Genomic DNA, 23580 nt, shown 5'->3' on the forward strand with positions numbered 1-23580 from the left:
GTTACACAGCCTTTCTTATTAACTTTTCGTAATCTTTCCTTAAGTCCTCATCCTTGGTATTAGTAGCAATCATAGTCTGCTTTTTTTCACCCTTAACGCTGAGAAAAACACCAATCACTAATAAAAGCAGTATTACTATCCCAACAATAATAGGTTTTCCCATGGTATACCTTTTAAATACTTCCCAAACTATAGGTTCACGAAACTGATCTGCATCTGATGGCTTCAAAAATCCTAAACTTGCAACCTTCAAAACAACCTGATGAGCGTACGATTTTAACATCTTTATACTGAAGTAATACAAGACTCCTACAAAAAAGTAAATCATTGTGCTAAATACTAATAAACTCCCTAATGATTGTGAAGCGGCAGCTTTCCTATACTCTTTATTAGTAGCTAATAACACTTTTGTTTTTAATAAAGGATTCATAGGTTCGCAATTTTCATTATTAGTAGGACCTTTAAACTGTTTCCCTAACTTATGAGAAGCACGTCGCTTTTTCTTCTGATCCCATGTCCTATTCTTTCTCCTTGGTATCGTCATCTGTCTTACTCCTTCCTGATAATAGCCACCTCACCTGACTGTTTGGTCGAAATATTTTGACCAACATCATAACTGCAAGGCTTAAGTAGCGTGTTCGTTTTTTGTTACCAAAGTTATCGTAAATTTCAACTTCAAAAAGAGGAAATACCCAAGCTGAAACAAGAACAATAAGGAAAAGATAATGCCCAGCTGCCTTAAGAATTATAATCATTCAATGCCTCCTTAATGGCTTTCTTATCAGACCGAATCTTACCTGCTTTATCCTTAGTAGCATAGAGAAAAAGCTTGAATTTACCGTCTCTTATTGTGACTAGAGTCGCTGCTTTTTCTACCTGATATTTCTTCACCAAGACTTGACCATCTGCTGATTCCACATCGATATAAAACGTTGGATAAGCACTCTTCTCAGCCGCTTCAATGACAGCCCTTTTCCCCTTTTCACAATAAGGGCAGCCATGTCTATAAAAGACTAAGTTAGCATTCTGATTGATCACAGCATCCACATAAACTTGTTCCGTAAGGTGTCTATCATAGCCTTTAACAAAGTACCTAGTCCAAACTGTCTGTACACCAATAACTGTGAAAAATAGCAAACTGACTGCTGCTATCGTGCCAAAAATCATTTTAGCCCATTCAAATCTATTAGCCACTATCCTTCACCTCCTTGCATAAAATCGAATAAGTCTCCTTGAACATAGTTCACTTTGGCCAAGCGCTTGATCTCTGATTTTAAGTTATCAAAAACAGTCATCATGGTACTAAATTGTAACGGATCGAACTGTTCATACAGAGAAACAAGCGGCAGCATAGGAAAATGGTCCTTCTTTTCACTTTTAAGAAATTCTAAAACCTGTTTTTCTCCCTCAATAACTGCATCTACTCTAATCAATGCAGGTATGCTTGTAATAGCATCTCCATTTTGATAAAAGGTCAAAGCAATGTCTCCAGCTTTCACTACCTCAAACTCAGGAAAATCATCTGTAATCTTAAAATAATAAGCTAATGGTTCTTGACCTAAACCAGTAAGATAATAGCCACGTAACACCTTGATATTATCCATTTTCTTCCTCCTCGTTATCCCTTTCTTAACAAACTCTATGAACTTTAAACGGTGCCTGGTAATAATTTGAATAGTGAATAACTTTCTTAGTCTTCTGAACTGGTAAAGGAATATGATAATGCACCTGCATGTACTGACAAGCTAATCCTCTACTCTCAAAGACTAATAAATTTCCCTTGTTGTCATAGAGATAATCTCCATCTTCAAAACTAAAAATAACGTATCCCATCTATTCTTCTCCCTTTCTAGTTTGATCTACAATTGCCCTATAATCATTTTCAAATTCCATAACATAACCTTCTGCATATCTAATCTGATGACTACTGATAAGCCATCCTAACAGAAATAATGCCAAACAGAAAATTGCTATAACTAAACTAATTACAATAATCCACGTCCACATAAAATTCTCCTATCAATTATTTTCATATTAGTTTTTTCCCCTTCTCAAACCTGCTCTCATTATCAGAGATATAAATGTAATGGCAGTTTGCGGGTTTTATCAATTAACCAATGTCAGCCTCAAATAGAGATAGTTGTCTTGCTTGTTTAAGCCCATTTTTAACCCCTTCTATCACCCTTTTGGTGAACCCTATACTCTCATCAAAGAAAGTAGCAATGTTTGCAAAATAAGCCTCCTGACGCTCTTTTTTCACCTGAATAAGGGAAAAAACAATAGCTTTAACAGAAGCTAATCTAATCCCACCACCACGGCCAGCTTTAACCGCAAAGAAAATCTTACGATCAGCTTTAAGAGCCTTCAGAACTTTATCTAATGAACGTTCAGGGATATTTAACTCTTCCCTAATAGCTTTTTTAGTCGTCTGAATAAAAGGATCCTCAGACTGATAAAAAACTTCTAAATAAGCCATAATATCAGCTTTCCACTCATGTAGGTGGCTATGCTTACGATCTGCACGTTTCTTCTTAAATTTATACCAGCGTTGCTTGATAAACAAATCTGAGCCCTTCAGATTCTCATTGACCCAAGCTTTGCATAGTAATTTGATGTAATCTCGACTAGCAGCTTCATATTTCCCTGAATAAGCTGAGCCAACGACTTTTAGGAACTCGTCCTGAGAGAGTGGTTCGGCCAAGTGCTCATTGAAATCGGCTAAAACAGCCTCACAATCGCTCTGAGAGACACCACTTGAAAAGTTAGCCAGTGCCAAAGTAAAGAGTACATTGTTTCTTCCCATCAATGCTTTAGCTCCTCTAATATTGGCTTCTCTCAGCAGTAAACCATACCAGGGTTCATCTACCTGTTTAACTCCTTCAGAACCTGCAATAACCGTTAAATTAGGTTTCTTACTTGGAAACGGTAGATCAGACTGTTTCATAGACCAATCTAGCCATTCCTGGAATGAATAAGTATAGTCAGCATGAAAGAACTCTACATTGTTCGTTCGTGGCATACGTGCAATACCAAAGTGGTTACACGTCATATCAACTGGCAATGTTTGGCCAAAATAGTTACGTAAATTTTGAGAGATTGCCTTGGCCACTTTTACTACTTTGAACTGTGAATGAGTTGTCACATATGCTGCTTTATCCAGTACAAAATATGCTTGATAACCCTTGTCAGATTTTAAAATCAACGTAGGCATGAAGCCTAAATCAATGGAAACTGTTAAAATATCTCCAGAAGTCATCTTTTCAGCTGAAGATGTGATGTCAAAATCAATATAGAATGTATTAATTTGTCTTAAATTATCTTCAGAATGTCCACGTGTAATTTGACGTTTGGGATCGCTGTAACTACCAAAACGGTAAACATTTGGTGTCCAGTGAGTGAATCTATCCTCATTCTCAGAAATAGATTCCATTGATGTCAAAACAACACCGCGTGCTTTTATCATTTTTTCTTTTGTACGATATCCAAAGATTGCTCCTCGATTTCCTTCTTCAACTGAAGAAACTGGTTTTAAGTGACTATTCTTAAATTTATAGTTTCTTAAACCATCTTTTAGAATCAAGCTGTAGATGTTAGTTAAGTTCATCTGTTTCCTTACTATTAATGATTTTATAAGCTAATTTTCCCTTGAATTCAGTTAGTTCTAGACCTAGCATTACAGCCATGTCTTTATATTGACAAAATTCATCTACGAGAATCCCTCCATCAGTAATTGGAAGCCTTTTATGAAGCTCTCTTATCTGTTTAGATTTGGTATCCATTTAATAATTCCTCTGACAGCAACTTTGTTTCCTTTGACTGTTCAAGACCAGAAAGATACGCCTCATAATCAACGTCAAATGCCATTTTAAGGCTTCTACTTTTTAGGTCTCCCATACGCTGTCGCTGTTCTTCTAGAACCTCTTCAGGAACCTGTACCATTAGAGCATACTCTTCTGACGACTGAACCTGATCTCTGAAGCGATGATCAAGACCTTCTAAGAAACCTAATAGATAAGATTTCTTATAGTCTTTCCACCTTGACTTTGTAACAGTAGGCAAGAGCCGTTTTAATCGATATTTAAGATATAAAATCGCTCCTTCATATACTCTAGTGCAAAGTTCAGTATCAGACCGATAGCCAAAGAAAATCACCTGAGTAATGCCTTCATCCATCTTCCGTCTTCTAATTGTTTGGCATCGGAAATTTTTTCCTAGAATTGCAGCTAATTCCTCCTGCCACCAGGGCATTCTATATTCCCATGTCCCAACTGCCTCACCTATATTATTTTTGGTTTTAGTAGCCGTTACATCACTCATCGACAACTTATGTTTAAACATGAGCTTCTGAGCCATTAGAAGGGCTGTCTGTCCTTCTTCATCATTAGGTGCATCATAGGCTAGTTCCAAAAGATTTTGGATTTTTTGAACGATTTTATTTTCCATATAAATTCTCTCAACGATACTTTCTTGGCAAATATCTAGCATAATGTTCAGAATCACTCACCATTGCATTATAGAAAATCATATTATTAGCAATGATTTCTTGCCATTTTGGAATCTCTTCACGGTAAATACGGTTAATACCATAGAAATTCCTTACAATAAATCTAACGGCTCCAATATGATCACCTAAACCAACTACACATAGCACATCGTGTTCCATATCATAAACCCAGTGATACTTTGGATTTCTCAATATTCCCTCAGCAAATTCTCTATCTCTTTTTAGCCAGTCACGCCCTGGTCGATAGTAAACCTTCATCTGATAAGGTTCATCGTTCCATCCATGGAAACAGTGGCTACATAGTGTTCTATTCTTATCAATCCACCAGCAAGCACCGTGTTCTTCATCAATACAAGGCGTAACCCAATTACAAGCACAACGTCTGCAAATCCCTGTTTCCAGTTCCTCATCATCAGGTATCAACTGCTTTAGTTCAATCGGAAAACCAGTTTCTACCCAGTCTTCAACCAGTTGATCAATGTCTTCTTGTGATATCATTAACTTCTCCTTTAGTTAATTTTCATACTTCTGGGAAGAGTCGTATTCGGCACGCTGTAACCATCCTGTAAGTCTCTCTTCAAATAAAATTCAGGGCTTATTGTTGTAACGTAGTCACTTCTTTTCCAGTTACTTCGTAAGCGTGTATTAAATAGTGAAATCCTAGCTTCAATCTCTTTGAACCTGAATCCAAGCTTTAGATAAGTTGTAACAATCTCATTAACATGCTCTTTAGATTCTTTATTCCTAACTCTGTTGTGAACACCTTGTTCCTGATCTTCCAATATCAAGCTTTTCTGATACTGAATATACAGTGCTCTCATCTGTTCTATTTTGTTCTGCCAGTTTAGATTGTAAGGTTTACCTGAATATTTGTTTTTCAAATTCCTAACAGGTTCACAGAACTTCATCTGAATAGAATCGAACTCTCCTAGATCACTCAGAGGATCAATAAAACCTAATGGTTCACTATTGATTAATTGATCATAAAACTCATTCCTAACCATTATGTCCTCCTAGCTATGTTATCCATTAACTAAACTATTCAAGATGTATTAAGTAAGTTCATTTCTTCAAATAGATCCAACTGATAAACTTTAACAATATCACTACGATTATCAAAGACTAATTCTTTTTCTTCCTCAGTTGATTCTGAACTCACTTCTTGATCGTGATCAATGACTTCATAGACTTCTAAAGTCTCAATATCCATCACTATTTCCAATCCCTTCATGGTAAGACTCCCTTCTTTATGAAATTTTAAGCGAACAAAAAGGAGAACAGATTTCTCCGTTCTCCTCATAAATACAGGATTATTTTCTATTTCTAAAAACTCTTACCACTTACAGCAGATTTCATGAAAAGTCGCCTCCACCTTCTTAGACAGACTCTCAAAATAATGAAAAATCATGCTTCTAGGACTAAAACGACTTACTATTTAGTTATCATTTTAGCAAAAGTCCGAGCTTCTTTACGAACCCAAAAAAGACATGACCGCCCAAATCTAGCAAAATCTCCTCTGAACTTTCTGTATTCAAAAATATCGGGGGCCCTGAAATCTGTCCGAGCTCGTCTCCGAAAATCTGGATCATGATGGTTGACTGGTAATACATCGAGTTCCCAATGGCGCTCGTTATTTTGACTGGCATAGTTAAAACTAGCGCCATTGATAATTCCAGCCTCAGTTACCATTTCAGGATCAAGTTCATTGAGAAATCTCCCCGAACTATTCAGAATAAACTCTGTGTGAAAATGCTGCAAAATTTTGATATTATAACTCCTTTTGCCATCGGGAAAATGAACCTTACCACCTCTAAAAGCCAACTTATTGTGTAAACGAGCCGATTCAGTCAAATCGTAGGAACGATTGCTCAGATACTTGGCTAGACTTTCAGCATCTGTCATCTTCCCTCTACGAAAATGTTGGCGAACATACTCCGCCTGATGGCTAGAAATCACATAGCGTAGCTGATGAATCTGTCTAGCAAACTTCTCCTTTTGAGACAAGCTGTCGCCAGGAAAAGCTTGATCGACCAGCTCTGCAATCTCCCTCCAAAAAAAAGAATCTGGTGACAGGTCAGGATAGATATTAGAAAGGATAGACTGCGTCTGGGCAATTTCTCCTGTCAACTCAGAGAAATTTAGAAGTTCTAGCACTAATACGAGCAAGTCCCTTGGTCCTTTTTGCCTTTTGTCAATTTGCCAGAGACATTCAAAGCTTGGCGAACCTAGACGGGGATCAATCACTGTCAACTGTCCCAATTTTTGAAGGGCTTGCGCTGACCAAGATAGATTGAAAAATCGTTTTAATTGTAGGTATCTGAGCCAAACTTCTTGCATGACTCCTCCTTCCTTGCATCTCCCTTATCTCTCAAAGGAGATAAATCGTGTTCCTTGATAAGTCAGTTTTCCCAAATCTCCTTCAGCAAGATAGGCAAAAATTTTCGAAGGCACCTTAAACTCTTTGCGACTACCATCGCCAAATTCAAAAGTCACAAAATATCAAGTGACCGCCCGACTTTGATTACCACCTGAAATAGACTGGCGTTTGGTGATTACTTTGGCCATATCGATTTCCTGCGGCAACTGATTATTTTGGTGCCAAGTCCATAGTCTCCTCAACAACTGAAAGACGATAAGGGCAAAGACAAGCCCCATAAAAACGTGAACAAATAGGAAATGCACATCACCCATAATCCCAATCTCCGTTTTTCTATTATTATAACAAAAAAGAAAAGCCCTTTCGAGCTTTTCCTAATCAATTATTTAGCTTTACGAAGGTATCCAAACAGCACACCAGATACCACTGCTCCGATAAGAACAAAGGCAAGGTAAAGGAATGGATTTGAAGTCAAAGCAATAACGAAGATACCTCCATGTGGCGCCATCAATTTGATACCTGCAAGTCCAACAAGTCCACCTGCAAGGGCAGAACCTGCGATAAAGCTTGGGATAGCACGTGCTGGGTCAGCAGCCGCAAATGGAATCGCACCTTCTGTAATGAAAGACAGACCCATGATAATGTTTGTCAAACCAGAATCGCGTTCTTCAGATGTGAATTTATCCTTGTTAAGAAGGGTAGCAACGAATACTGCCAATGGTGGCACCATACCACCAGCCATAACAGCTGCCATAACGATTGAACCACCGCTTGTTACTGATGCTGCCAAAGTACCGGTACCAAAGACATATGCCGCTTTGTTGATTGGACCACCCATATCAACAGCCATCATACCACCGACAAGGAGACCAAGAAGAACCGCCGAGCTACCAGATAGTCCGTTCAAGAAATCATTAAGGGCAGTATTGATTGCTGACATTGGAATGTTTACAGCCAACATTAGAAGCCCTGTCAAGATAGTTCCAAAGAGAGGCAAGATAAGGATTGATTTTGCACCTTCCAATGAGCGGGGAACTTTAACATATTTCTTAAGAGCAAGGACAAGATAACCAGCAAGGAAACCACCAACAAGTGCTCCAAGGAAACCTGAAGGAACTCCTGAAAGACCTGAAGTTGCCTCGCCACCAGCAGCGTATGCGATTTTACCATAAGCCAAACCGTTTGAAGCAATGGCACCTGCAACGAAACCAGCTACCATACCTGGTTTTTCAGCGATTGAGTAGGCCACATATCCAGCAAAAACTGGAATCATAAAGCCAAAAGCAGCCTGACCAATCTTCATAAAGGTTGATGAAATTTCATGATAAGAACCAAGGTTGCCAAGTTGATCCTTTGGAACGCCCAAAATATTATCAAATAGAAAGGCAAGGGCAATCATGATACCGCCACCGATAACAAATGGAAGCATTTGAGAAACACCTGACATCAAGTGTTTGTAGAAGGCTTGACCAGCAGAAAGTTTTTCTTCTGATTGGACACTTGCTTCTCCTTCTTTAGCCACGTAAGTGTCAGCTTTTCCTTCAAGGATGATGTTAATGAGTTCTTCTGTTTTCTTAATACCATCGGCTACTGGACGGTTTACCAGCGGTTTACCATTGAAACGGGGCATATCAACTGCCTTGTCAGCTGCAATGATAACCCCTTTAGCTTTGGCAATATCGTCAGCTGTCAATTTGTTACCAACACCGGACGCACCGTTTGTCTCAACCTTGATAGCTACACCCATTTCAGCAGCAACTTTTTTAAGTGATTCTTCTGCCATGTATGTGTGGGCAATTCCTGTTGTACATGCTGTTACAGCGACGATGAAATCTTGACCTTCAACAGGAGCTACAACTGCTTCAGCGTCAGCTTTCTCAGAAGCAGCGTCAAAGACAGCAATCACTTCTTCTGGAGTTCTAGCCGCACGAAGTTTGTCCGCAAACCCATCTTTCAAAAGGTATTGTGACAATTCAGCTAGAGCAGCTAAGTGCGTATCGTTAGCCCCTTGAGGAGCAGCAATCATAAAGAACAAATCAGTCGGTTGCCCATCAAGTGATGCGTAATCAACACCCTTACTTGATTTGGCAAAGAGAACTGCTGGCTCAGCTACCACAATATTTTTAGCATGTGGCATGGCAATACCATCACCAAGACCAGTTGTCATTTGCTCTTCACGAGCCATGATGCCTTTTTTGAAGGTCTCAAAGTCGTGGACAATATCTTTTTCAACTAGATTGGTAATCATCTCATCGATTGCCGCTTCTTTAGTGATAGCTTGAAGATCAAGCAACATCAAGTCTTTTTTCAATAAATCTTGAATTTTCATCGTTTTTCTACCTCTACTTTTTCAAAAGTCTCTTTAATAAAGTCAATACTTGCCAAATCGTCAGAAAAGGCAGTTGCTGTACCACAAGCCACACCCCATTTGAGGGCCTCAAGTGGATTACCAGATGCTATAAACTCTCCTGTAAAGCCAGCCACCATCGAGTCTCCAGCACCAACCGAATTTTTCACCTGTCCTCTGATTGGTTTGGCGAAATAAGCCGCTTCAGGAGTGACTAGAAGGGCTCCGTCACCAGCCATTGAGACAATAACGTTTTGAGCACCCTTGGCTAAAATCTGACGAGCATACCTTTCAACATCGTCAATGCCATTAAGCTCAACATCAAAAATAGCTGCCAGTTCATGATTATTAGGTTTCACTAAAAGTGGCTGGTAGACCAAGCTATCTAGCAAGGTCTGGCCTTCAAAGTCACAAACCACTTGAGCGCCAGCATTTTTCACCAGAGGAATCAGTCGGTTATAGACCTGATTACCGAGGTTACTTGGCGCCGAACCTGCAAAAACAACGACATCCTCTGGTGTCACTTGAGATAAAAGTTCCTCCAGTTCAGCCAGCTGTTTGTCTGTGATGATTGGCCCCGTACCATTGATTTCTGTTTCATGGTCCGCCTTAATTTTGACATTAATGCGGGTGTCTTGGTCAACTTGAACAAACTTGGTTTTGATGCCTTCAGCAGCCAAACCTTCTGTCACAAAGCGACCAGTAAATCCGCCCATGAACCCAGTTGCTGTACTGTCATATCCCAGCCTTTGCAGAATGCGACTGACGTTGATTCCCTTTCCTCCGGCAAACTTATCATCGCTCTCCATACGGTTGACAGCTCCGATTTCCAGAGCATCCAGGCGGACGATAAAGTCAATAGAAGGATTTAGGGTTACTGTATAAATCATACTTCAATTACCCTCGTTTTTTCTTTTATTTCTTGGAAAATGGCAGAGCTGCTTTCAGAGGTCAGTAGCGTTACCTTTTCAATAGGTGCAACTTTGACAAAGGAGACCTGCCCAAATTTTGACGGATCAACTAGAATGAAACTCTCTTTAGCGTTGTCAATAACTGCCCTCTTAACCATAGCCTCCTCAAAATCAGGAGTAGTCAAATAGCCAGCGTCAACGCCGTTCATGCCCAGAAAAGCCTTGTCAAAATTAAGGTGTTCTATTTGCGCTACCGCTGCTTGACCAACGCTAGCATCGGTGGTTAATTTCACAAAACCGCCAATAATAATGGTCTTAATCCCCTTGTCAATCAAGTGACTCGCGTGATGAACCGAATTGGTCACCACCGTCACTGTCATATCTGTCAATGCCTCAATCAAGAGTGCCGTTGTCGTACCAGCATCTACAAAAATCACATCGTTGGGATGAATTTCTGCTAGCGCTCGATTAACAATTTTTGCCTTTTCTTGAATGTTTTTGACAGATTTTTGAAGATTACTGGGTTCATCTCTCAGAGCCTGTAAACTTTCCGCACCGCCATGAACACGTCGCAGTTTGTTTTCTGCCTCTAATTGATCTAAATCCCTTCGAACCGTTGATTCCGAGGTTTCGAGTAAGCCGACCAACTCTTCCAAGGTGGCAAATTTGTCCTCTGCTAGCTTGTCCATAATCACCTGCTTACGCTCAGATTTTAAGATAGGAACACCTCCTTTGCAATCGTTTACAGTTTTATTTTACATCATTTTCCTCCAAAGTCAAGCAATATCTATCAAAAACATTCAAAAAATTGTTAAGAGCCGTCTTTTAGTAAACGGCTCTCCCTATTATTTGATAATTGGTATCCAGAGTTCCATCTCGTAGTCAGGGTGGTACATGTCACCCTCCCTATAAACTTCAAAATCTGGCGCTCCTGAGTGTCGGTATCCTGTTTCTGGGAAGAAAACTTCTAGGACATATTTCCAAGCTTTATGAATAGAGTCTGGAATCGAACCTTTAACTGGGATGACGGCGTATTCAGCCGCCTCTACCTCTAAGATAAAGAGATTTAATTCTTTAGCTTTTTCCTTATCAGTCACGTCGTAAGCTGCCATGTAGTTGATTAGGTTTTCTTCTTTAACATCTAGGCAAACACCATAAGATTGCCCATTTCCGAGACTTTCTAACCCTGCAAGAGAATGCTTATCATAGAGCTTGTCCCATGCTGACGGGCAAAGACTATTCGTAATATTTTCCAGTAATATCCCCGCTACTGTAAAAGCTGTTTTTCTTTCAATTTTGATGTCCATATCTTTTCCTCCTGTGATTTTCAGTGATAATTGAATGGGTGGAAAGATCTTGTAAGCCTTTCATTGCCTAACTTGAGAGGGTGTAGAATTGTGAAACTTCTTAAAGGCTGCGCTGAAAGCATCCGCCGAATCATAGCCGTATTTGATAGCAATATCGATAATTTTATCAGACGTTTGAGTCAAATCATAAACAGCTTGTGAAAGCCTACGATTGCGCAAATACTCTGTCAAAGTCATGTCAGCTAAGACCGAAAATAGCCGGCTAAACATTGCGTAAGAATAACCTGATAGCTGTTGGATCTTCTTATAGTCTATCTCCGAATCCAGCACAGTTTCTAGATATTTCATAGTTTGGTTAAAGTGATGCATCATTTATGACAATACCAAGAACGACGAGAAAGCTCGGGTTCAGTTCCTTTCTTCACCTCTCACTGAGAGTATAGCAAAATTCAGAACAGCTCATCCTAGAATTTTTGTACAAGTTTTATTGGATAAGAAGAGAATTGCAAAACCGCCTCTCCTGAGAAAGGCGGTCATCATCATTAGTCGTTAATAAGCGAAGTGGAATGCACTGGTCGATTATCCTTATCTGGATAGGCATATTTGATAGCCTCATTGACTGCGATCGGCGCTTCACCAAATCCTGTGGCAATCAACTCCACCTTTCCTTCATAATCAGCTGCATCACCGATAGCAAAGACTCCCTCTTGACTGGTTTGGAAAGTCTGTGATACGTGAATTGAACTGCGTTTGTAGTCTACATTCCAATTTTTGAGATTTTTATTATTTGTTGAAAAGCCAAAGCTAACAATTAGAGCATCTAGCGGTAGGGTGATTGTCTCCTCTGACTTGACTTTTTGGACAGTCAAGCAGGTCGCTCTGCCATTTTCCCCCAAAATAGAAAGGGGGAAGTAAGGAGTTAGAACTTGAACAGTTGAATTTTCCATGACCTCAACGCTATGCTCATGGGCACGGAAGGAATCTCGGCGATGAACCACCGTCACACTCTCAGCGATAGGCTCGAGGGCATTGGCCCAATCAACTGCTGAATCTCCGCCTCCACAGATGACTACCTTTTTACCTGCAAACTGATCCAACTTGTGAACATTGTAGTAGAGATTGGTATCCGCATAGAGCTCTTCATCTTCTAACCCTAAGGGACGTGGCGCAAAGGCTCCGTTTCCACAAGCGATAATGATTGAGCGTGACAAATGCTCAGCCTTATTGGTCTGAATATGAAAGATTCCACCAACCTTTTCAAAACTTTGCACTTCTTCTTTTAAACAAATAGCTGTGCTATCTTTGAAACGCTCCAACTGAGCAACTAATTTCTCGGTAAGCTCATTCCCAGTTGTGACAGGATAAGCTGGGATGTCATAGATTTTTTTCTCTGGGTAGAGGACAGCAGGTTGTCCCCCTAGCTCAGATAAACTCTCAATGATTTTAACGTCCATACCGCGAAGCCCTGCGTAAAAGGCTGCCCAAAGACCGACTGGTCCTCCTCCGATAATGGTGATGTCATAAATTTTTTCTGTCATACGTCCTCTATTTCTAATTACAACTGTCGTCGCAGATAGAGCGAGCTTGGCCCACATTCTATCGCCTTATTATCTTTAGCATATTGAAAGACAAAGCCCTGTTTTTCATAAAAAGCTTGCCCAATATGATTGCCTTCCGTAAGCGCACTAATCCATTGTTCCTTTATCCCATAAACTTCTTTTTGATAGGCAATAAAACCATCTAATAAGGCCGTGCCAATCACTTGTCATTTAAGCTCTGGTGTCATATAAAACACATAGATGTGACCTACTTTTTGCTCATCAATGCACCACCGATACAGCCGATGACCTGATAATCCTTTTCTGCTACCCAATAACCGTGAAAATAAGGGGTGTTTCCCCTAATCTCCCTAGTCACACGCTCCTTATGATAGTAGTCGGCAATCACCCTGTCAATGTAACTCTGTGGATATAGTTCTTTATAGGTTGACTGCCAAGCAGCACTACAAATGTCTATGATTGCAGAAACATCGCTTACTTCTGCTCGCCTGATTAGCAATGCTGTCATAAGCTTCCTCCTTTACCTAGAGCCAATCTCCTGCAAAAATGAGGCAATGGTTTGTGCTAGTCCCTTTGGATTTTCTTTATTACTCTCATGCCCTGTACGGGGGAGAATCGCCAGCCTAGCATGTGGCATAAGAGCCAACAACTCTTTTGAAGTTTTAAGATTGATCTTATCTCTATCACCACAAATTAGCTGACAGGGAACTTGAGACCTTTTCAAGGTTTCAGTCAAATCAAAGTTAGCCATTCCCTGATAAAAGGATAGGACATTGGCCTTATCCACCCCATGCTTTTTAAAAAAGGATTTGGGAAATAACCTAAATAAGCTCACTTGAAACTGATAAGCTTTATTATGTTTGAAACGGTATTGCCCCGCGCAAGCAACTATCCCCTTGAGATAAGTACTAGGATGTTCAAGTAAAGACAAGGCTAACATAGCCCCTAGAGATAAGCCAATGACCACAGTATCTTCCTCAAAATCTTCAATCATTTCATGTAAGCACTGACTTAGGATATCTAGATTTTTAGGTAAACGCCCCTTGTCAAAAAGTTCCAGACAAGAAACCTTATCGTCCGGAAAAGCTTGTATCACTTTCTCCCAGCTATCTGGACCTTGCCCTAATCCATGTAAAAATATCAGGCGCATCTAAGCCACCATCTTTAAGGAAATGGGATGAACCAAAGAAATAATCTGCCCTGTCAAAACAACAGCAACAATGGTTCCAATCCCCATACCAAGGAGTCCCTGACCAGTAGCAAGACCAAGAATAGCCGCCAGTAGGACACACATGGCATCTAAAAGATTTTTCCCAATACCAAAACCTTTTTTTAGACTGATTCCGATAGCATTGGCTAGGCCATCTGGTGCACCAGGAAAAAGCTCTGAAACAATTGTCAAGGAAGCCCCAATAGCAGTCAATAGGATACCTATCAATAAAAAGGAAACCTTGCCAGTCAGTAATTGCGGTCCTTGAATAAAACTATCAAAAATCTGCAATAATAGACTAGATATAAAACTGGAAACTAGCTGTAGCCACTGGGAGACAGCAAAATGTTTCCCCAGTAATACTAGCTGTAAGACTACCATAATCGTATAGATAGCAAAACTAGTGATACCAATAGGAATGCCCATCATATCCGTAAGCCCATAAGGGATAGCCATAATAGCCGACATCCCCAAATTTGCCTTAGCATTAAGGCAAATCCCCAAAGCTAAAATGATATTTCCTAACAAATAGGCCCAAAATCGTTTTTTCAAACGTCCCCCTCCTTCTTAATCTTATCCAAAATGTCCCTTTCTTCATCCGTGAAATCGTAAGTCTCCAGCAGATCTGGTCTGCGCTCTAAGGTTTTTTTCAGGCTTTGTTCCAAACGCCAGAGGCGGATATTCTCATGATGTCCTGACATGAGGACATCAGGCACAGTCATGCCACGAAAGTCATAGGGACGCGTGTATTGAGGATATTCCAAAAGACCTGATGAGAAGGAGTCGTCTTGATGACTAGCCTCTTTACCAATCACTTCTGGAATGAGGCGCACCGTCGCATCAACCATGGTCATGGCTGCCAATTCTCCACCTGTCAAAATAAAATCTCCAAGAGAAATCTCATCGGTCACAAGCGTCTTGATGCGCTCGTCATAGCCCTCATAATGACCGCAGATGAAAATAAGCTCTTCCTCTTTTGATAAGTCTTCAGCGTAGCCTTGGTCAAAAGTAGCCCCCGCAGGATCAAGGAGAATCACACGGGGCTTTTTGGCGTCAATTTTCTCGATGGTATCAAAAATAGGCTGAGCACGAAGCAACATTCCTTGACCGCCACCATAGGGCTCATCGTCTACATGGCGAGCTTTCTCAGCATTCTCTCGAAAATTATGGTAATTAATCTCCAGCAATCCCTTTTCCTTAGCTTTACCGACAATGGAATGTTCAAGCGGTGCAAACATTTCAGGAAAAAGGGTTAGAATATCAATTTTCATCATCCAAACCTTCCATGAGTTCCACATCCACACGATTACCAGCAATATCCACATTTAAGACAACCGGTGGAATGTAGGGCAGGAGCAGGTCTTTTTTCCCTTTACGCTTTACCACCCAGACGTCATTAGCTCCTGGTTGTAGGATTTCCTTAATTTGACCAATGAGAATATCCTTCTCATAGACATCTAGCCCGATGATTTCGTGATAATAAAAATCACCATCTTCTAGCTCAGTCAGATTTTCTTCGGCAACTTTCAGTGAAAAACCTTTATATTTTTCAACTTCATTGATGTGGTAAAGACCTTTAAACTTAACAATATCAAAATTTTTCTGCTTACGATGACTGGCAACTTCTATGTCCATAACAAAGTTATCCTTATCATCAAAAAGTGACAAAATGCTACCTTTTTTAAAGCGTTCCTCCGCAAAATCAGTCACACTCATCACACGTAGCTCGCCTTGCAAGCCTTGCGTATTCACAATTTTTCCAACGTTAAAATAATTCATTTCAGTTCTTCTTTTCTACATAAAATCCTTACCTATTTTACCACGAGCGCTCAAAAAAAGCCAACTTTCGTTAGCTTTCTTTTACTTCCAATTTAGACCTACCAGATTGTTCATTTCTTTGTAGGCAATGTCAACTTTTTCTTGAATAGGAGCTGGGATTTCTGAACGGTACTTACCACCTTCGATAAAATCTTCTAAAATCAGGACACGGTAGTCAAAATGTTCATAGCCTTCAACATCATAGTCCCCCTTGCCCCAAGCCCAGACCATGGTAGGATGAGCCTTAGCAGTTTTAATGATGGTCTTATCGTCCTTCTTTTCAAAGGTAACATCCATAAGGAGGCCTCGTTCAGTCCAATAATCTCCTAGCATTTCATAGGTTTGATTAGAAATGAAATTCCCCATGGAATAGATAATCAATTTTTGATCACCATCATGCTCGACAATTTCTGATGGCTCTGCCACATGAGGATGACCTCCGAAAATGACATCTGCTCCCCAATCAATCATCTTATGATAGAGTGTGACCTGCTCTGCACTTGGCTCCAAAGCATACTCAACCCCCATCTGAGGCATGACAACGGTAACGTCCGCTACCTTTTCAGCTTGCTCAAGCTCTGCCTTCATCTTTGTCTCGTCTAAATCTGACATATGCTTTTGGTATTCTTCGGCCGTCAGGTTGCCTTCCATGCCATTATAGCCGTATGCGTAACCTAAGATGGCAATCTTGATTCCATTGACTTCCTTAATCAGAAAATCTTGACTGTCTCGATTTTTTGTATAAATACCGATGGTATCAAGTCCTAGCTTATTAAAGGTGTCAACTGTATTGAGTGCACCAGATAACTGAGAATCCAAAATATGATTATGCGCCAAGTCAACCACATCATAGCCCGTATTTTTCATGGTTTGCGCAATTTCTGCCGGCGCATTGAATAGCGGATAACCCGCTAAAGGAAAGTCCGGACTAATAGTCCCCTCATAGTCACCGATTGCCAAATCTGCTTTCTCAATCCATTCTTTAGCATAGGCAAAATAGGGGTCAAAGTTATAAGTACCATCAGCCTGATAGGCCGATGTGTAAAGAACATTATGAAGAAGAATATCCCCATTAGCCACAATACGAGCCGTTTGAGTCTCTTTGTCAGAATTGGATATGTCGTCTTTTGAATTTAAAGCGGACTTGACGGTATTATTTAAAACAACATCACCACTATTTAAACGTCTCTCCAATAGAAACACAAAAAGAACCGTCAATAATAAGAGGGTGAATAAAATCCATGCACGACGACATTCCTTTTGTCGTCTTTTTAAGCGTCTTTTATCCATAAACACTCCTTTCCTGCATAACTATTATAACATGTTATACAAAGATAAAAAAGCGGTTTACGATGAGAAAGCAAAACAGCACTCCAACCGTCAGGAATGCTGCCCTCATCTCAATAGCTTTTATATATGTAAATCCTTACGACAAAAAACCAGAACACCTAAAGTGTAGAGTAATACCGCTCCTACAACTAAAACAATAGCTCCCAGTGTCGCATTACTATCACCAGCCACTATTCCATTTGGATCAAACAAAGTGAAAAAGGTCATTTTATTTATAAATTCAGCTTTTTCTCCAGAATTGGCAAGCATTTGAAGGACATACATTAAAGCTGGAATCCCAGCACCAACAGTAATACTGTATTTAGTATCAGAAAAAAAGCAAGTAGCTAAATAGCAGATACTACCGATAAACAAATGCAAGCATAACAATGCGCTATTTAACTTAAAAAGTTCAGAAATCGCTAACTCACCTGGGAATTTCGCATGTGCAACAGCTAACTCAAGTCCTGTCGCATAGGCAATTAAAAGGACAATGCCACTTAACAAGACCGATAACTGTGTCAAAGCAACTGTACTCCTTTTAACTGGGGAAGCTAGGAGTGCCACCATTGACCCTTTCTCAACATATTTTGCAACCAAGCTATTCCCACGGATAATTGCAAAAATCATAGGAAATACTAGCAGGATAAATCCATATAGATAAGAAATCATAAATCCCAACAAACTTGTCGCTCCAGTAGTCATTCCAACTGCCGACATCAATTCTGGCATCATATCGTAAAATTGGTCAAGTGAGGCCATCATTTCGGGATCGTACATACCAATTATGATGGCTATATACATTGAAATCACTGCTACAAAAATGACCAGTATCTTAATACTGTTTTTCATTTCACGCTTATATAAAGTGAGGTTAATCATTTGGCTCACCTCCATAATAAGTCAAAAAGATTGACTCTAAACCCTGTTTTGTCACAACGGTCACGTTATTTCCGTGGCGTTCTCCATTGAAATCTTTAGCAAAAGCTTCTGCTTCTTCAGAGGAATGCAGCTGAACAGTATAAGATCGCATATGACGATTTCTTAAATTTTCCACAGAATCAACCGTCACCAACTTACCATTTCTAATAATCCCGATACGATTGCAAGTCCTCTCAACTTCTTCAAATATGTGACTGGAGAGCAAAACAGTTTTGCCCTTTTCTCGTTCTTCTTCTACAAGGTCAATAAATCGATTTTGCATTAAAGGATCAAGCCCACTAGTAGGTTCATCTAAAATCAAGATTTCAGGGTCATGCATAAAGGCAGATACGATACCCAATTTTTGCTTCATCCCCTTGCTCATCTTTTTGATTCTCCCTCTAGGATCAAGTTCGAATCGCTCAATCACTTCTCTCATTTTTGTATCATCTTTAATCTTGCGGTATTCCAACTGAAATTGAAGAAACTCTTTCCCCGTCATATCGTCAAAAAAGCTAATTTCACCGGGAATGTAGCCGAGCTTTCTCTGGATAATTTCTCTATCTGCCCAGCAATTCTTACCATCAATCTGGCAACTTCCTGTTTGAGGCCTGATAAATCCCATAAGATGACGAATAGTTGTTGTTTTTCCTGAACCATTTGGTCCTAAAAAGCCAAAAACTTCACCGCGATCAACACCAATAGATAAGTCAAAAATCCCTTTCCCAGAGCCATAGTCTCGGGTCAAATGCTGGACACTAATCACAGTCATCCCTACTCCTCCTTAGCCATAATTGACTAAAATACGTTTGCTAGCATACCAATGTTGCACTCACTTATCCTCAAAGTAGCAGACCTGCATCATAGATGAACTACTGCTCTCTACCCTTAACGATATATATACATATTATACCATAAATAAAACCCCACCAAGATTAAATCTTGGTGGGGTTTTGGTGGAGAATAATAACATTCTCCCGATTTTTTATCGCTCTAAGCAATTCTAAAACCTTGATTTACTAGGCTTCCGCAATCAAATTGCGATACTCTATTATTTAAGAGTAACAATTGCATTCTTTCATTTTTTCTTTGTATTATCAGTATTTCAGCTACCTATCTATTGGTTGTGGTGGGGTGTGAGGTGGGGTGTGCAACAGTTTTATTTGATTGTGTTTTTGCAACTCCACTTTGTTCCAAAATTTCCTGAATTTGTCCACCAATTGTATTATCTACTTGATAATAATGTGAATAGGTATTTAAGGTGGTTGCTTTATCAATTCTTCCTGATCTGTGTGATAATGCTACAACATCTAAATGTAGAACATTTATCATGAATGAATCATGTGAGTGCCTTAATCCTTTTCCTGTAATAATAGGAACGCCTGCTTTAAGTGCGTATCTTTTTAGCATTCTTGATAAGGTGCTTTTTACCATGGGTTCACCGAATCTAGAAAGGATAAAATTATCCTTTGAGTTCGAAACTTGAATTTTTCTCCATTCCATTAATATCCTTACCGTTTCGTCATCTAAAGATATGTAACGTTTTCCTGCGTCAGTTTTTGTTTGTAATTTTCTAAAATACTGACCTTTCCCAATCGCTTCAAGTGTTGATTGGACATGAAGTGTTTTTTTCTTAGCATTGAAATCAGACCAAATCAACGCGAAACCTTCACTTACTCGAACTCCAGTCATATAGTATAACCAAACTGTTACATATCTTAAATGATCTTCATAATCAGTTAAGTCAAATTGCTGAATAACTTTTAAAAAATCTTCATAAGTCCAGAATTTAGTTTCCGGTCTTTTTCCTTTTGGATTATCTAACGCTTTACATGGAAAAGATTTTATATACTCTAAACGTTCTGCATATCCTAAAGATTGTTTAAATCTACACCATAGTTGTTTGGCATAGTTTGGTGAATAATTGGCAATGATTTTTACTCTAAATTGCTCACACATTCTTGGTGTGATATTTCTTAGTTTTGTATCACCAAATTCTTTAATAAACAATTCAAAATGTACCATGGCAGTACGATAAGTTAATCCTTGAACAGTTTGTCTGTAATATGGTAGGAAAACACTATTCATGAATGTCGAATATGAAATATCATAATCTGAGTATTCAAATTTATCATGATACTCTGCACGCACTCTACATAATTCATTGTACGCTTCCTTTTCTGAATCAAAAGGTTTCCCCCATCTGTTTAAATAACTTTTATATCTTTGTCTTTTACCTGTAACGGGATTTGATTTAAATTCTGTCTGTATGTATATTCTGCCTTTCTTATCTTTATTAACACCTTTATAACGTTTAGTCATGGTTAATCTCCTCGTATTCAACGAGGGAGAAACCTAATAATTCTTCAACAATAGATAGCGGTGCTAAGTCTAATCGCCTATTGTCGAATGGAGATTTACTTAATTTTACCGCATTTTTACTATTTTTGTCTGCTTCTTCGAATCTCTTTATTGCAATATTTTTGGCCTGACGTATTATTTTTCTAGCTGTAGTTTTTGCAAAACCCAATCTCATTAATTCCTTGTGAGTTATTGTCTTCATATAATACCTCTATCTATTAAAAATTTCCGAATGAATGTTACTCAGAACTAAGTTTCACGACATTGGTGGGTTGATTTGGACATCAACATAGGAATCTCACCTGCTCCATTTTTCGACTAGAGCCTGAACGTTCAGAAGTATCATTAACATTATTTGTGTCATGGCAAATTGGATTCCATCCCAATTTTAGAAACAGATATTTTTCGCTCATATCATCGCGTATCTATTTCAACTGCTCGACAAATAAGTAAAGTCCCACCTTGGTCTATTCAATTTTCAAAGGACCGGGAGGGACTTATTTTATCTTGTTCTTTATTCTAATTGGACAATCAGACAAACCTAAAAGATAATCGGTGCTGACATTATAGAGATTTGAGAGTCGAATTAAGTCTGGAATCGATAATCCTCTTTTTCCAGATTCAATTCGAGAATATGTGGCTTGTGTACAAAATAATTTTTCAGCAACATATTGTTGCGAATAATCTGCATCCTCTCTCAAGTCTTTTATACGTCTGTACCTCACATTCGTTCACTCCTATAATCAGTATATAGGTAAATAAAGCGAATATTCTCTTTTATTCCAAATTGGTATATTATTATTTGTATTCCAATGATATAGCTTAGCTTACTTTGATCTTACTTCTATAAAAATTCTTCCTTTGGTGTTACACCAAAACGAGTAGCCAATTCCTTTAGTTCTGAATCTGTTATTTCTTGTTTGATAACACCGCCTTGTGCCCCCACTTGGCTATAAATCATAGCTGCTTTTTCAATAACTTCCACCAAGCCATAGGTTTCATCAAGAGAGACACCAGAAGCAAAGAGTCCATGATGTGGCCAGATGACTGCTGAGAAATCGGACATTTTTTCTGCTGTTGCTTTTCCAATTTCAGTTGTGCCCGGAGTCATATAAGGAATAACTCCGATTCCTTCTGGAAAGACAACCAGCGATTCTGCCTGCATCTTCCATAGTAAGCGAGACAAGTGACGTTCATCCAAATCTTGCGTAAAGGTCAAAGCAATCAAGTTGGTCGGGTGACAATGGAAGACAACACGTTGTTCAGGGTTAACTTTCAGGCGTTCAATGTGGCTCATCAAGTGACTTGGAAACTCTGAGGTTGGTAAGCCACCATCTTCAAATCCCCAAACAATATCGTAATGGTGACCATCTTCAGAAATTTTGACCAATCCTAAATCAAGTAGGGGTTGCTTAGTCACATTTCTAAAATAGCGACCTGTCCCTGTAACAAGATAATACTGACCTGCTAATGCTGATGCATCAAAGCCAAGTTCATGCGTGGATTGGACTTCATGCACATCTTCATAAGGGCTCACTTCTTTCTCGGTTAACCGGCAGGAAACATTGCCACCATTTCGCTCATCCCAGTATCTAAGATAAGACTGGTAAGTCACTTCTCGCATGGTTTCTACATAGGGTGAATCAATAAATTTTGTCATCATGTTCCTCTTTCTAGTTTCGTTTACTTAAAACATCTTCTTCATATTGACGGACTTCAGTTAACCAGTCCAAGCCAACAGGTACATTATTCTGCAAGCAGAAGTAATTCCATACATCTGCATACGGGAAATCTTTCAGCTCTTCTGTGTAGGCCAAACGGGAGGTGAAATCAAATGCATTTTCCATATCTTTCAAATCTTGTGTGGGCTCAAGCAAGGCTTTCAAGAGAGCTTTTTGGGTATTGCGTGTACCGATAACCCAGGCTGCAATTCGATTGATGGTAGCATCGAAGAAATCAAGACCAATCACTGCCTTATCCAACAAGTCATTGCGGACCAACTCTTTGGCAATATCTTGCAATTCATCATCCATAATGACCACATGGTCAGAATCCCAACGGACAGGACGTGAAACATGGAGCATGATTCCTTTTCCGAATAGTGCTAATGAAGACAGTTTGTTTGAGATAACTTCAGTTGGGTGAAAGTGTCCTGCGTCTAACAAAATCATCTTACCACGAGTCAAGCCATATCCCATATAAAACTCGTGTGAGCCAACGGTATAGGCTTCTGCTCCAAGTCCAAATAATTTGCTCTCCACTGCATCTTGTGTGTAGGTTTCATCCACATGGTCAGCGAAAATTTCATCCAATGATTCCATCAAACGTTTGCGAGGGCTGAGTCGATCAACTGGATTATCTTTGAAACCATCTGGCACCCAGAAGTTGTTGTAACAAACTTGACCTAGTTCTTTCCCCATGTACTCAGCAACCTTACGGCTACGTTTGCCATGCTCAATCCAGTAGTCACGAACTTCCTTATCTGGATGGGACAAAGTAAAACCGTCTTTCATCATCGGATGCGAAAAGAACGTTGGGTTAAAATCAAGTCCCAAGCCTTGTTCCTTAGCCCAAGCTACCCATTTTTCGAAATGTTTTGGCTCGATTTCATTCAAGTCTACTTTTTCATTTGTGTCTAGATAAATGGCATGAAGGTTGAGTTTATGCTGGCCAGGAATGAGGCTAAAGGCTTTTTCCAAATCTTGACGCAACTGGTCTGGGTTCTTTGCTGCACCAGGGTAATTTCCTGTTGACATGATACCACCAGTCAAGTCTCCTTCTGGTGACAAGAAGCCTTTGACATCATCTCCTTGCCAGCAATGCATTGAAATCTTGATTTCTTGAAGTTTTTTTAGAGCAGCATCAGTATCAACTCCAATAGCTGCATAACGTTCTTTAGCAACTTGATATGCTTGTTTCAATTGTTCAGCGTTCAT

At 39.5% G+C, this 23580-nt stretch carries 32 protein-coding genes and 2 pseudogenes; all 34 read right to left on the minus strand.

The annotated features are described in order from the left end of the window. Position 1 precedes the first annotated feature (1 nt). The 34 genes and pseudogenes from G576_RS0105340 to rhaA all read right to left on the minus strand — a co-directional run bounded on the left by G576_RS0105340 (position 2) and on the right by rhaA (position 23580). Positions 2-544, minus strand: a complete 543-nt coding sequence (locus G576_RS0105340) for a hypothetical protein (RefSeq protein ID WP_027973734.1) — start codon at positions 542-544, stop codon at positions 2-4. Next, a complete protein-coding gene (locus G576_RS0105345) occupies positions 519-755 on the minus strand; it encodes a hypothetical protein (protein ID WP_027973735.1) in 237 nt (78 codons plus the stop codon). Before G576_RS0105345 ends, G576_RS0105340 begins: the two co-directional genes overlap by 26 nt. Next, entirely contained in the window at positions 739-1194 is a 456-nt protein-coding gene (locus G576_RS0105350) for a thioredoxin domain-containing protein (RefSeq protein WP_027973736.1), read from the minus strand. The genes G576_RS0105345 and G576_RS0105350 overlap by 17 nt, the downstream gene beginning before the upstream one ends. Next, on the minus strand, positions 1194-1604 hold the full coding sequence (locus tag G576_RS0105355) for a hypothetical protein (protein WP_003045896.1): 411 nt from the start codon (positions 1602-1604) through the stop codon (positions 1194-1196). Before G576_RS0105355 ends, G576_RS0105350 begins: the two co-directional genes overlap by 1 nt. Before the next feature lie 25 nt (positions 1605-1629). Beyond that, on the minus strand, positions 1630-1833 hold the full coding sequence (locus G576_RS0105360; protein WP_027973737.1) for a hypothetical protein: 204 nt from the start codon (positions 1831-1833) through the stop codon (positions 1630-1632). After that, positions 1834-2007, minus strand: coding sequence for a hypothetical protein (locus G576_RS13710; protein WP_169361570.1), 174 nt, complete (start codon positions 2005-2007; stop codon positions 1834-1836). 103 nt (positions 2008-2110) lie between these two features. Beyond that, positions 2111-3604 carry a primase C-terminal domain-containing protein gene (locus tag G576_RS0105370; protein ID WP_027973738.1) on the minus strand — a complete coding sequence of 498 codons (1494 nt, stop codon included), beginning with the start codon at positions 3602-3604 and terminating at the stop codon, positions 2111-2113. Then, positions 3591-3779 carry a hypothetical protein gene (locus G576_RS0105375; protein WP_027973739.1) on the minus strand — a complete coding sequence of 63 codons (189 nt, stop codon included), beginning with the start codon at positions 3777-3779 and terminating at the stop codon, positions 3591-3593. The genes G576_RS0105370 and G576_RS0105375 overlap by 14 nt, the downstream gene beginning before the upstream one ends. Next, entirely contained in the window at positions 3763-4443 is a 681-nt protein-coding gene (locus G576_RS0105380; protein WP_027973740.1) for a DUF2786 domain-containing protein, read from the minus strand. The genes G576_RS0105375 and G576_RS0105380 overlap by 17 nt, the downstream gene beginning before the upstream one ends. Positions 4444-4453: 10 nt before the next feature. Further along, the gene (locus G576_RS13900) at positions 4454-5002 is read right to left on the minus strand and encodes a hypothetical protein (protein ID WP_245563016.1); all 549 of its coding nucleotides are present in this window, start codon (positions 5000-5002) and stop codon (positions 4454-4456) included. A gap of 11 nt (positions 5003-5013) precedes the next feature. Next, complete coding sequence (locus tag G576_RS0105390; protein WP_027973742.1) at positions 5014-5508, minus strand: hypothetical protein; 495 nt, start codon at positions 5506-5508, stop codon at positions 5014-5016. Positions 5509-5546: 38 nt separating this feature from the next. Continuing rightward, the gene (locus G576_RS0105395) at positions 5547-5735 is read right to left on the minus strand and encodes a hypothetical protein (RefSeq protein ID WP_027973743.1); all 189 of its coding nucleotides are present in this window, start codon (positions 5733-5735) and stop codon (positions 5547-5549) included. Positions 5736-5935: 200 nt separating this feature from the next. Further along, positions 5936-6841 (minus strand): DUF3114 domain-containing protein, encoded by a 906-nt coding sequence (locus G576_RS0105400; RefSeq protein WP_027973744.1) that lies wholly within the window; start codon positions 6839-6841, stop codon positions 5936-5938. A 24-nt stretch (positions 6842-6865) separates the two neighbouring features. Further along, positions 6866-6997 carry a DUF2500 family protein gene (locus tag G576_RS13770; protein ID WP_083959950.1) on the minus strand — a complete coding sequence of 44 codons (132 nt, stop codon included), beginning with the start codon at positions 6995-6997 and terminating at the stop codon, positions 6866-6868. Between the two features lie 6 nt (positions 6998-7003). After that, a complete protein-coding gene (locus G576_RS13775) occupies positions 7004-7195 on the minus strand; it encodes a DUF2500 domain-containing protein (protein ID WP_083959952.1) in 192 nt (63 codons plus the stop codon). Positions 7196-7263: 68 nt separating this feature from the next. Further along, entirely contained in the window at positions 7264-9210 is a 1947-nt protein-coding gene (locus G576_RS0105410) for a PTS fructose transporter subunit IIABC (protein ID WP_027973745.1), read from the minus strand. After that, entirely contained in the window at positions 9207-10118 is a 912-nt protein-coding gene (gene pfkB / locus G576_RS0105415) for a 1-phosphofructokinase (RefSeq protein ID WP_027973746.1), read from the minus strand. The genes G576_RS0105410 and pfkB overlap by 4 nt, the downstream gene beginning before the upstream one ends. Continuing rightward, positions 10115-10858: a DeoR/GlpR family DNA-binding transcription regulator gene (locus tag G576_RS0105420; protein ID WP_027973747.1), complete on the minus strand. Its 744-nt coding sequence runs from the start codon at positions 10856-10858 to the stop codon at positions 10115-10117. Before G576_RS0105420 ends, pfkB begins: the two co-directional genes overlap by 4 nt. Before the next feature lie 126 nt (positions 10859-10984). Beyond that, positions 10985-11818: pseudogene (locus tag G576_RS12350) on the minus strand (AraC family transcriptional regulator). A gap of 170 nt (positions 11819-11988) precedes the next feature. Continuing rightward, on the minus strand, positions 11989-12984 hold the full coding sequence (locus tag G576_RS0105430) for an NAD(P)/FAD-dependent oxidoreductase (protein ID WP_027973748.1): 996 nt from the start codon (positions 12982-12984) through the stop codon (positions 11989-11991). Between the two features lie 17 nt (positions 12985-13001). Beyond that, complete coding sequence (locus G576_RS12990; protein WP_051178011.1) at positions 13002-13208, minus strand: N-acetyltransferase; 207 nt, start codon at positions 13206-13208, stop codon at positions 13002-13004. Positions 13209-13252: 44 nt separating this feature from the next. Beyond that, entirely contained in the window at positions 13253-13513 is a 261-nt protein-coding gene (locus tag G576_RS12995) for a hypothetical protein (RefSeq protein ID WP_051178013.1), read from the minus strand. Between the two features lie 12 nt (positions 13514-13525). After that, a complete protein-coding gene (locus G576_RS0105440; RefSeq protein ID WP_027973749.1) occupies positions 13526-14155 on the minus strand; it encodes an alpha/beta fold hydrolase in 630 nt (209 codons plus the stop codon). After that, a complete protein-coding gene (locus G576_RS0105445) occupies positions 14156-14767 on the minus strand; it encodes a YczE/YyaS/YitT family protein (protein ID WP_027973750.1) in 612 nt (203 codons plus the stop codon). Further along, positions 14764-15489, minus strand: coding sequence for a tRNA (guanosine(37)-N1)-methyltransferase TrmD (trmD, locus tag G576_RS0105450; protein ID WP_027973751.1), 726 nt, complete (start codon positions 15487-15489; stop codon positions 14764-14766). Before trmD ends, G576_RS0105445 begins: the two co-directional genes overlap by 4 nt. Further along, positions 15476-15994 carry a ribosome maturation factor RimM gene (gene rimM, locus G576_RS0105455; RefSeq protein ID WP_027973752.1) on the minus strand — a complete coding sequence of 173 codons (519 nt, stop codon included), beginning with the start codon at positions 15992-15994 and terminating at the stop codon, positions 15476-15478. The genes trmD and rimM overlap by 14 nt, the downstream gene beginning before the upstream one ends. Before the next feature lie 81 nt (positions 15995-16075). Next, positions 16076-17131, minus strand: a pseudogene (locus G576_RS0105460) (CapA family protein); the annotation flags it as partial. Positions 17132-17443: 312 nt separating this feature from the next. Beyond that, the gene (locus G576_RS0105465) at positions 17444-18244 is read right to left on the minus strand and encodes an ABC-2 transporter permease (RefSeq protein ID WP_027973754.1); all 801 of its coding nucleotides are present in this window, start codon (positions 18242-18244) and stop codon (positions 17444-17446) included. Continuing rightward, the gene (locus tag G576_RS0105470; protein WP_027973755.1) at positions 18237-19055 is read right to left on the minus strand and encodes an ABC transporter ATP-binding protein; all 819 of its coding nucleotides are present in this window, start codon (positions 19053-19055) and stop codon (positions 18237-18239) included. The genes G576_RS0105465 and G576_RS0105470 overlap by 8 nt, the downstream gene beginning before the upstream one ends. A gap of 341 nt (positions 19056-19396) precedes the next feature. Then, positions 19397-20605: a tyrosine-type recombinase/integrase gene (locus G576_RS0105475; protein WP_027973756.1), complete on the minus strand. Its 1209-nt coding sequence runs from the start codon at positions 20603-20605 to the stop codon at positions 19397-19399. Continuing rightward, positions 20598-20846: a DUF3173 family protein gene (locus G576_RS0105480; RefSeq protein WP_027973757.1), complete on the minus strand. Its 249-nt coding sequence runs from the start codon at positions 20844-20846 to the stop codon at positions 20598-20600. The genes G576_RS0105475 and G576_RS0105480 overlap by 8 nt, the downstream gene beginning before the upstream one ends. A 295-nt stretch (positions 20847-21141) precedes the next feature. Next, the gene (locus G576_RS13235) at positions 21142-21369 is read right to left on the minus strand and encodes a helix-turn-helix domain-containing protein (RefSeq protein ID WP_032502205.1); all 228 of its coding nucleotides are present in this window, start codon (positions 21367-21369) and stop codon (positions 21142-21144) included. 119 nt (positions 21370-21488) lie between these two features. Then, complete coding sequence (gene rhaD / locus G576_RS0105485) at positions 21489-22304, minus strand: rhamnulose-1-phosphate aldolase (protein WP_027973758.1); 816 nt, start codon at positions 22302-22304, stop codon at positions 21489-21491. Positions 22305-22317: 13 nt separating this feature from the next. Next, the gene (rhaA, locus tag G576_RS0105490) at positions 22318-23580 is read right to left on the minus strand and encodes an L-rhamnose isomerase (protein ID WP_027973759.1); all 1263 of its coding nucleotides are present in this window, start codon (positions 23578-23580) and stop codon (positions 22318-22320) included.

Source organism: Streptococcus porci DSM 23759 (assembly GCF_000423765.1).
In the GTDB taxonomy this organism is placed as follows: domain Bacteria; phylum Bacillota; class Bacilli; order Lactobacillales; family Streptococcaceae; genus Streptococcus; species Streptococcus porci.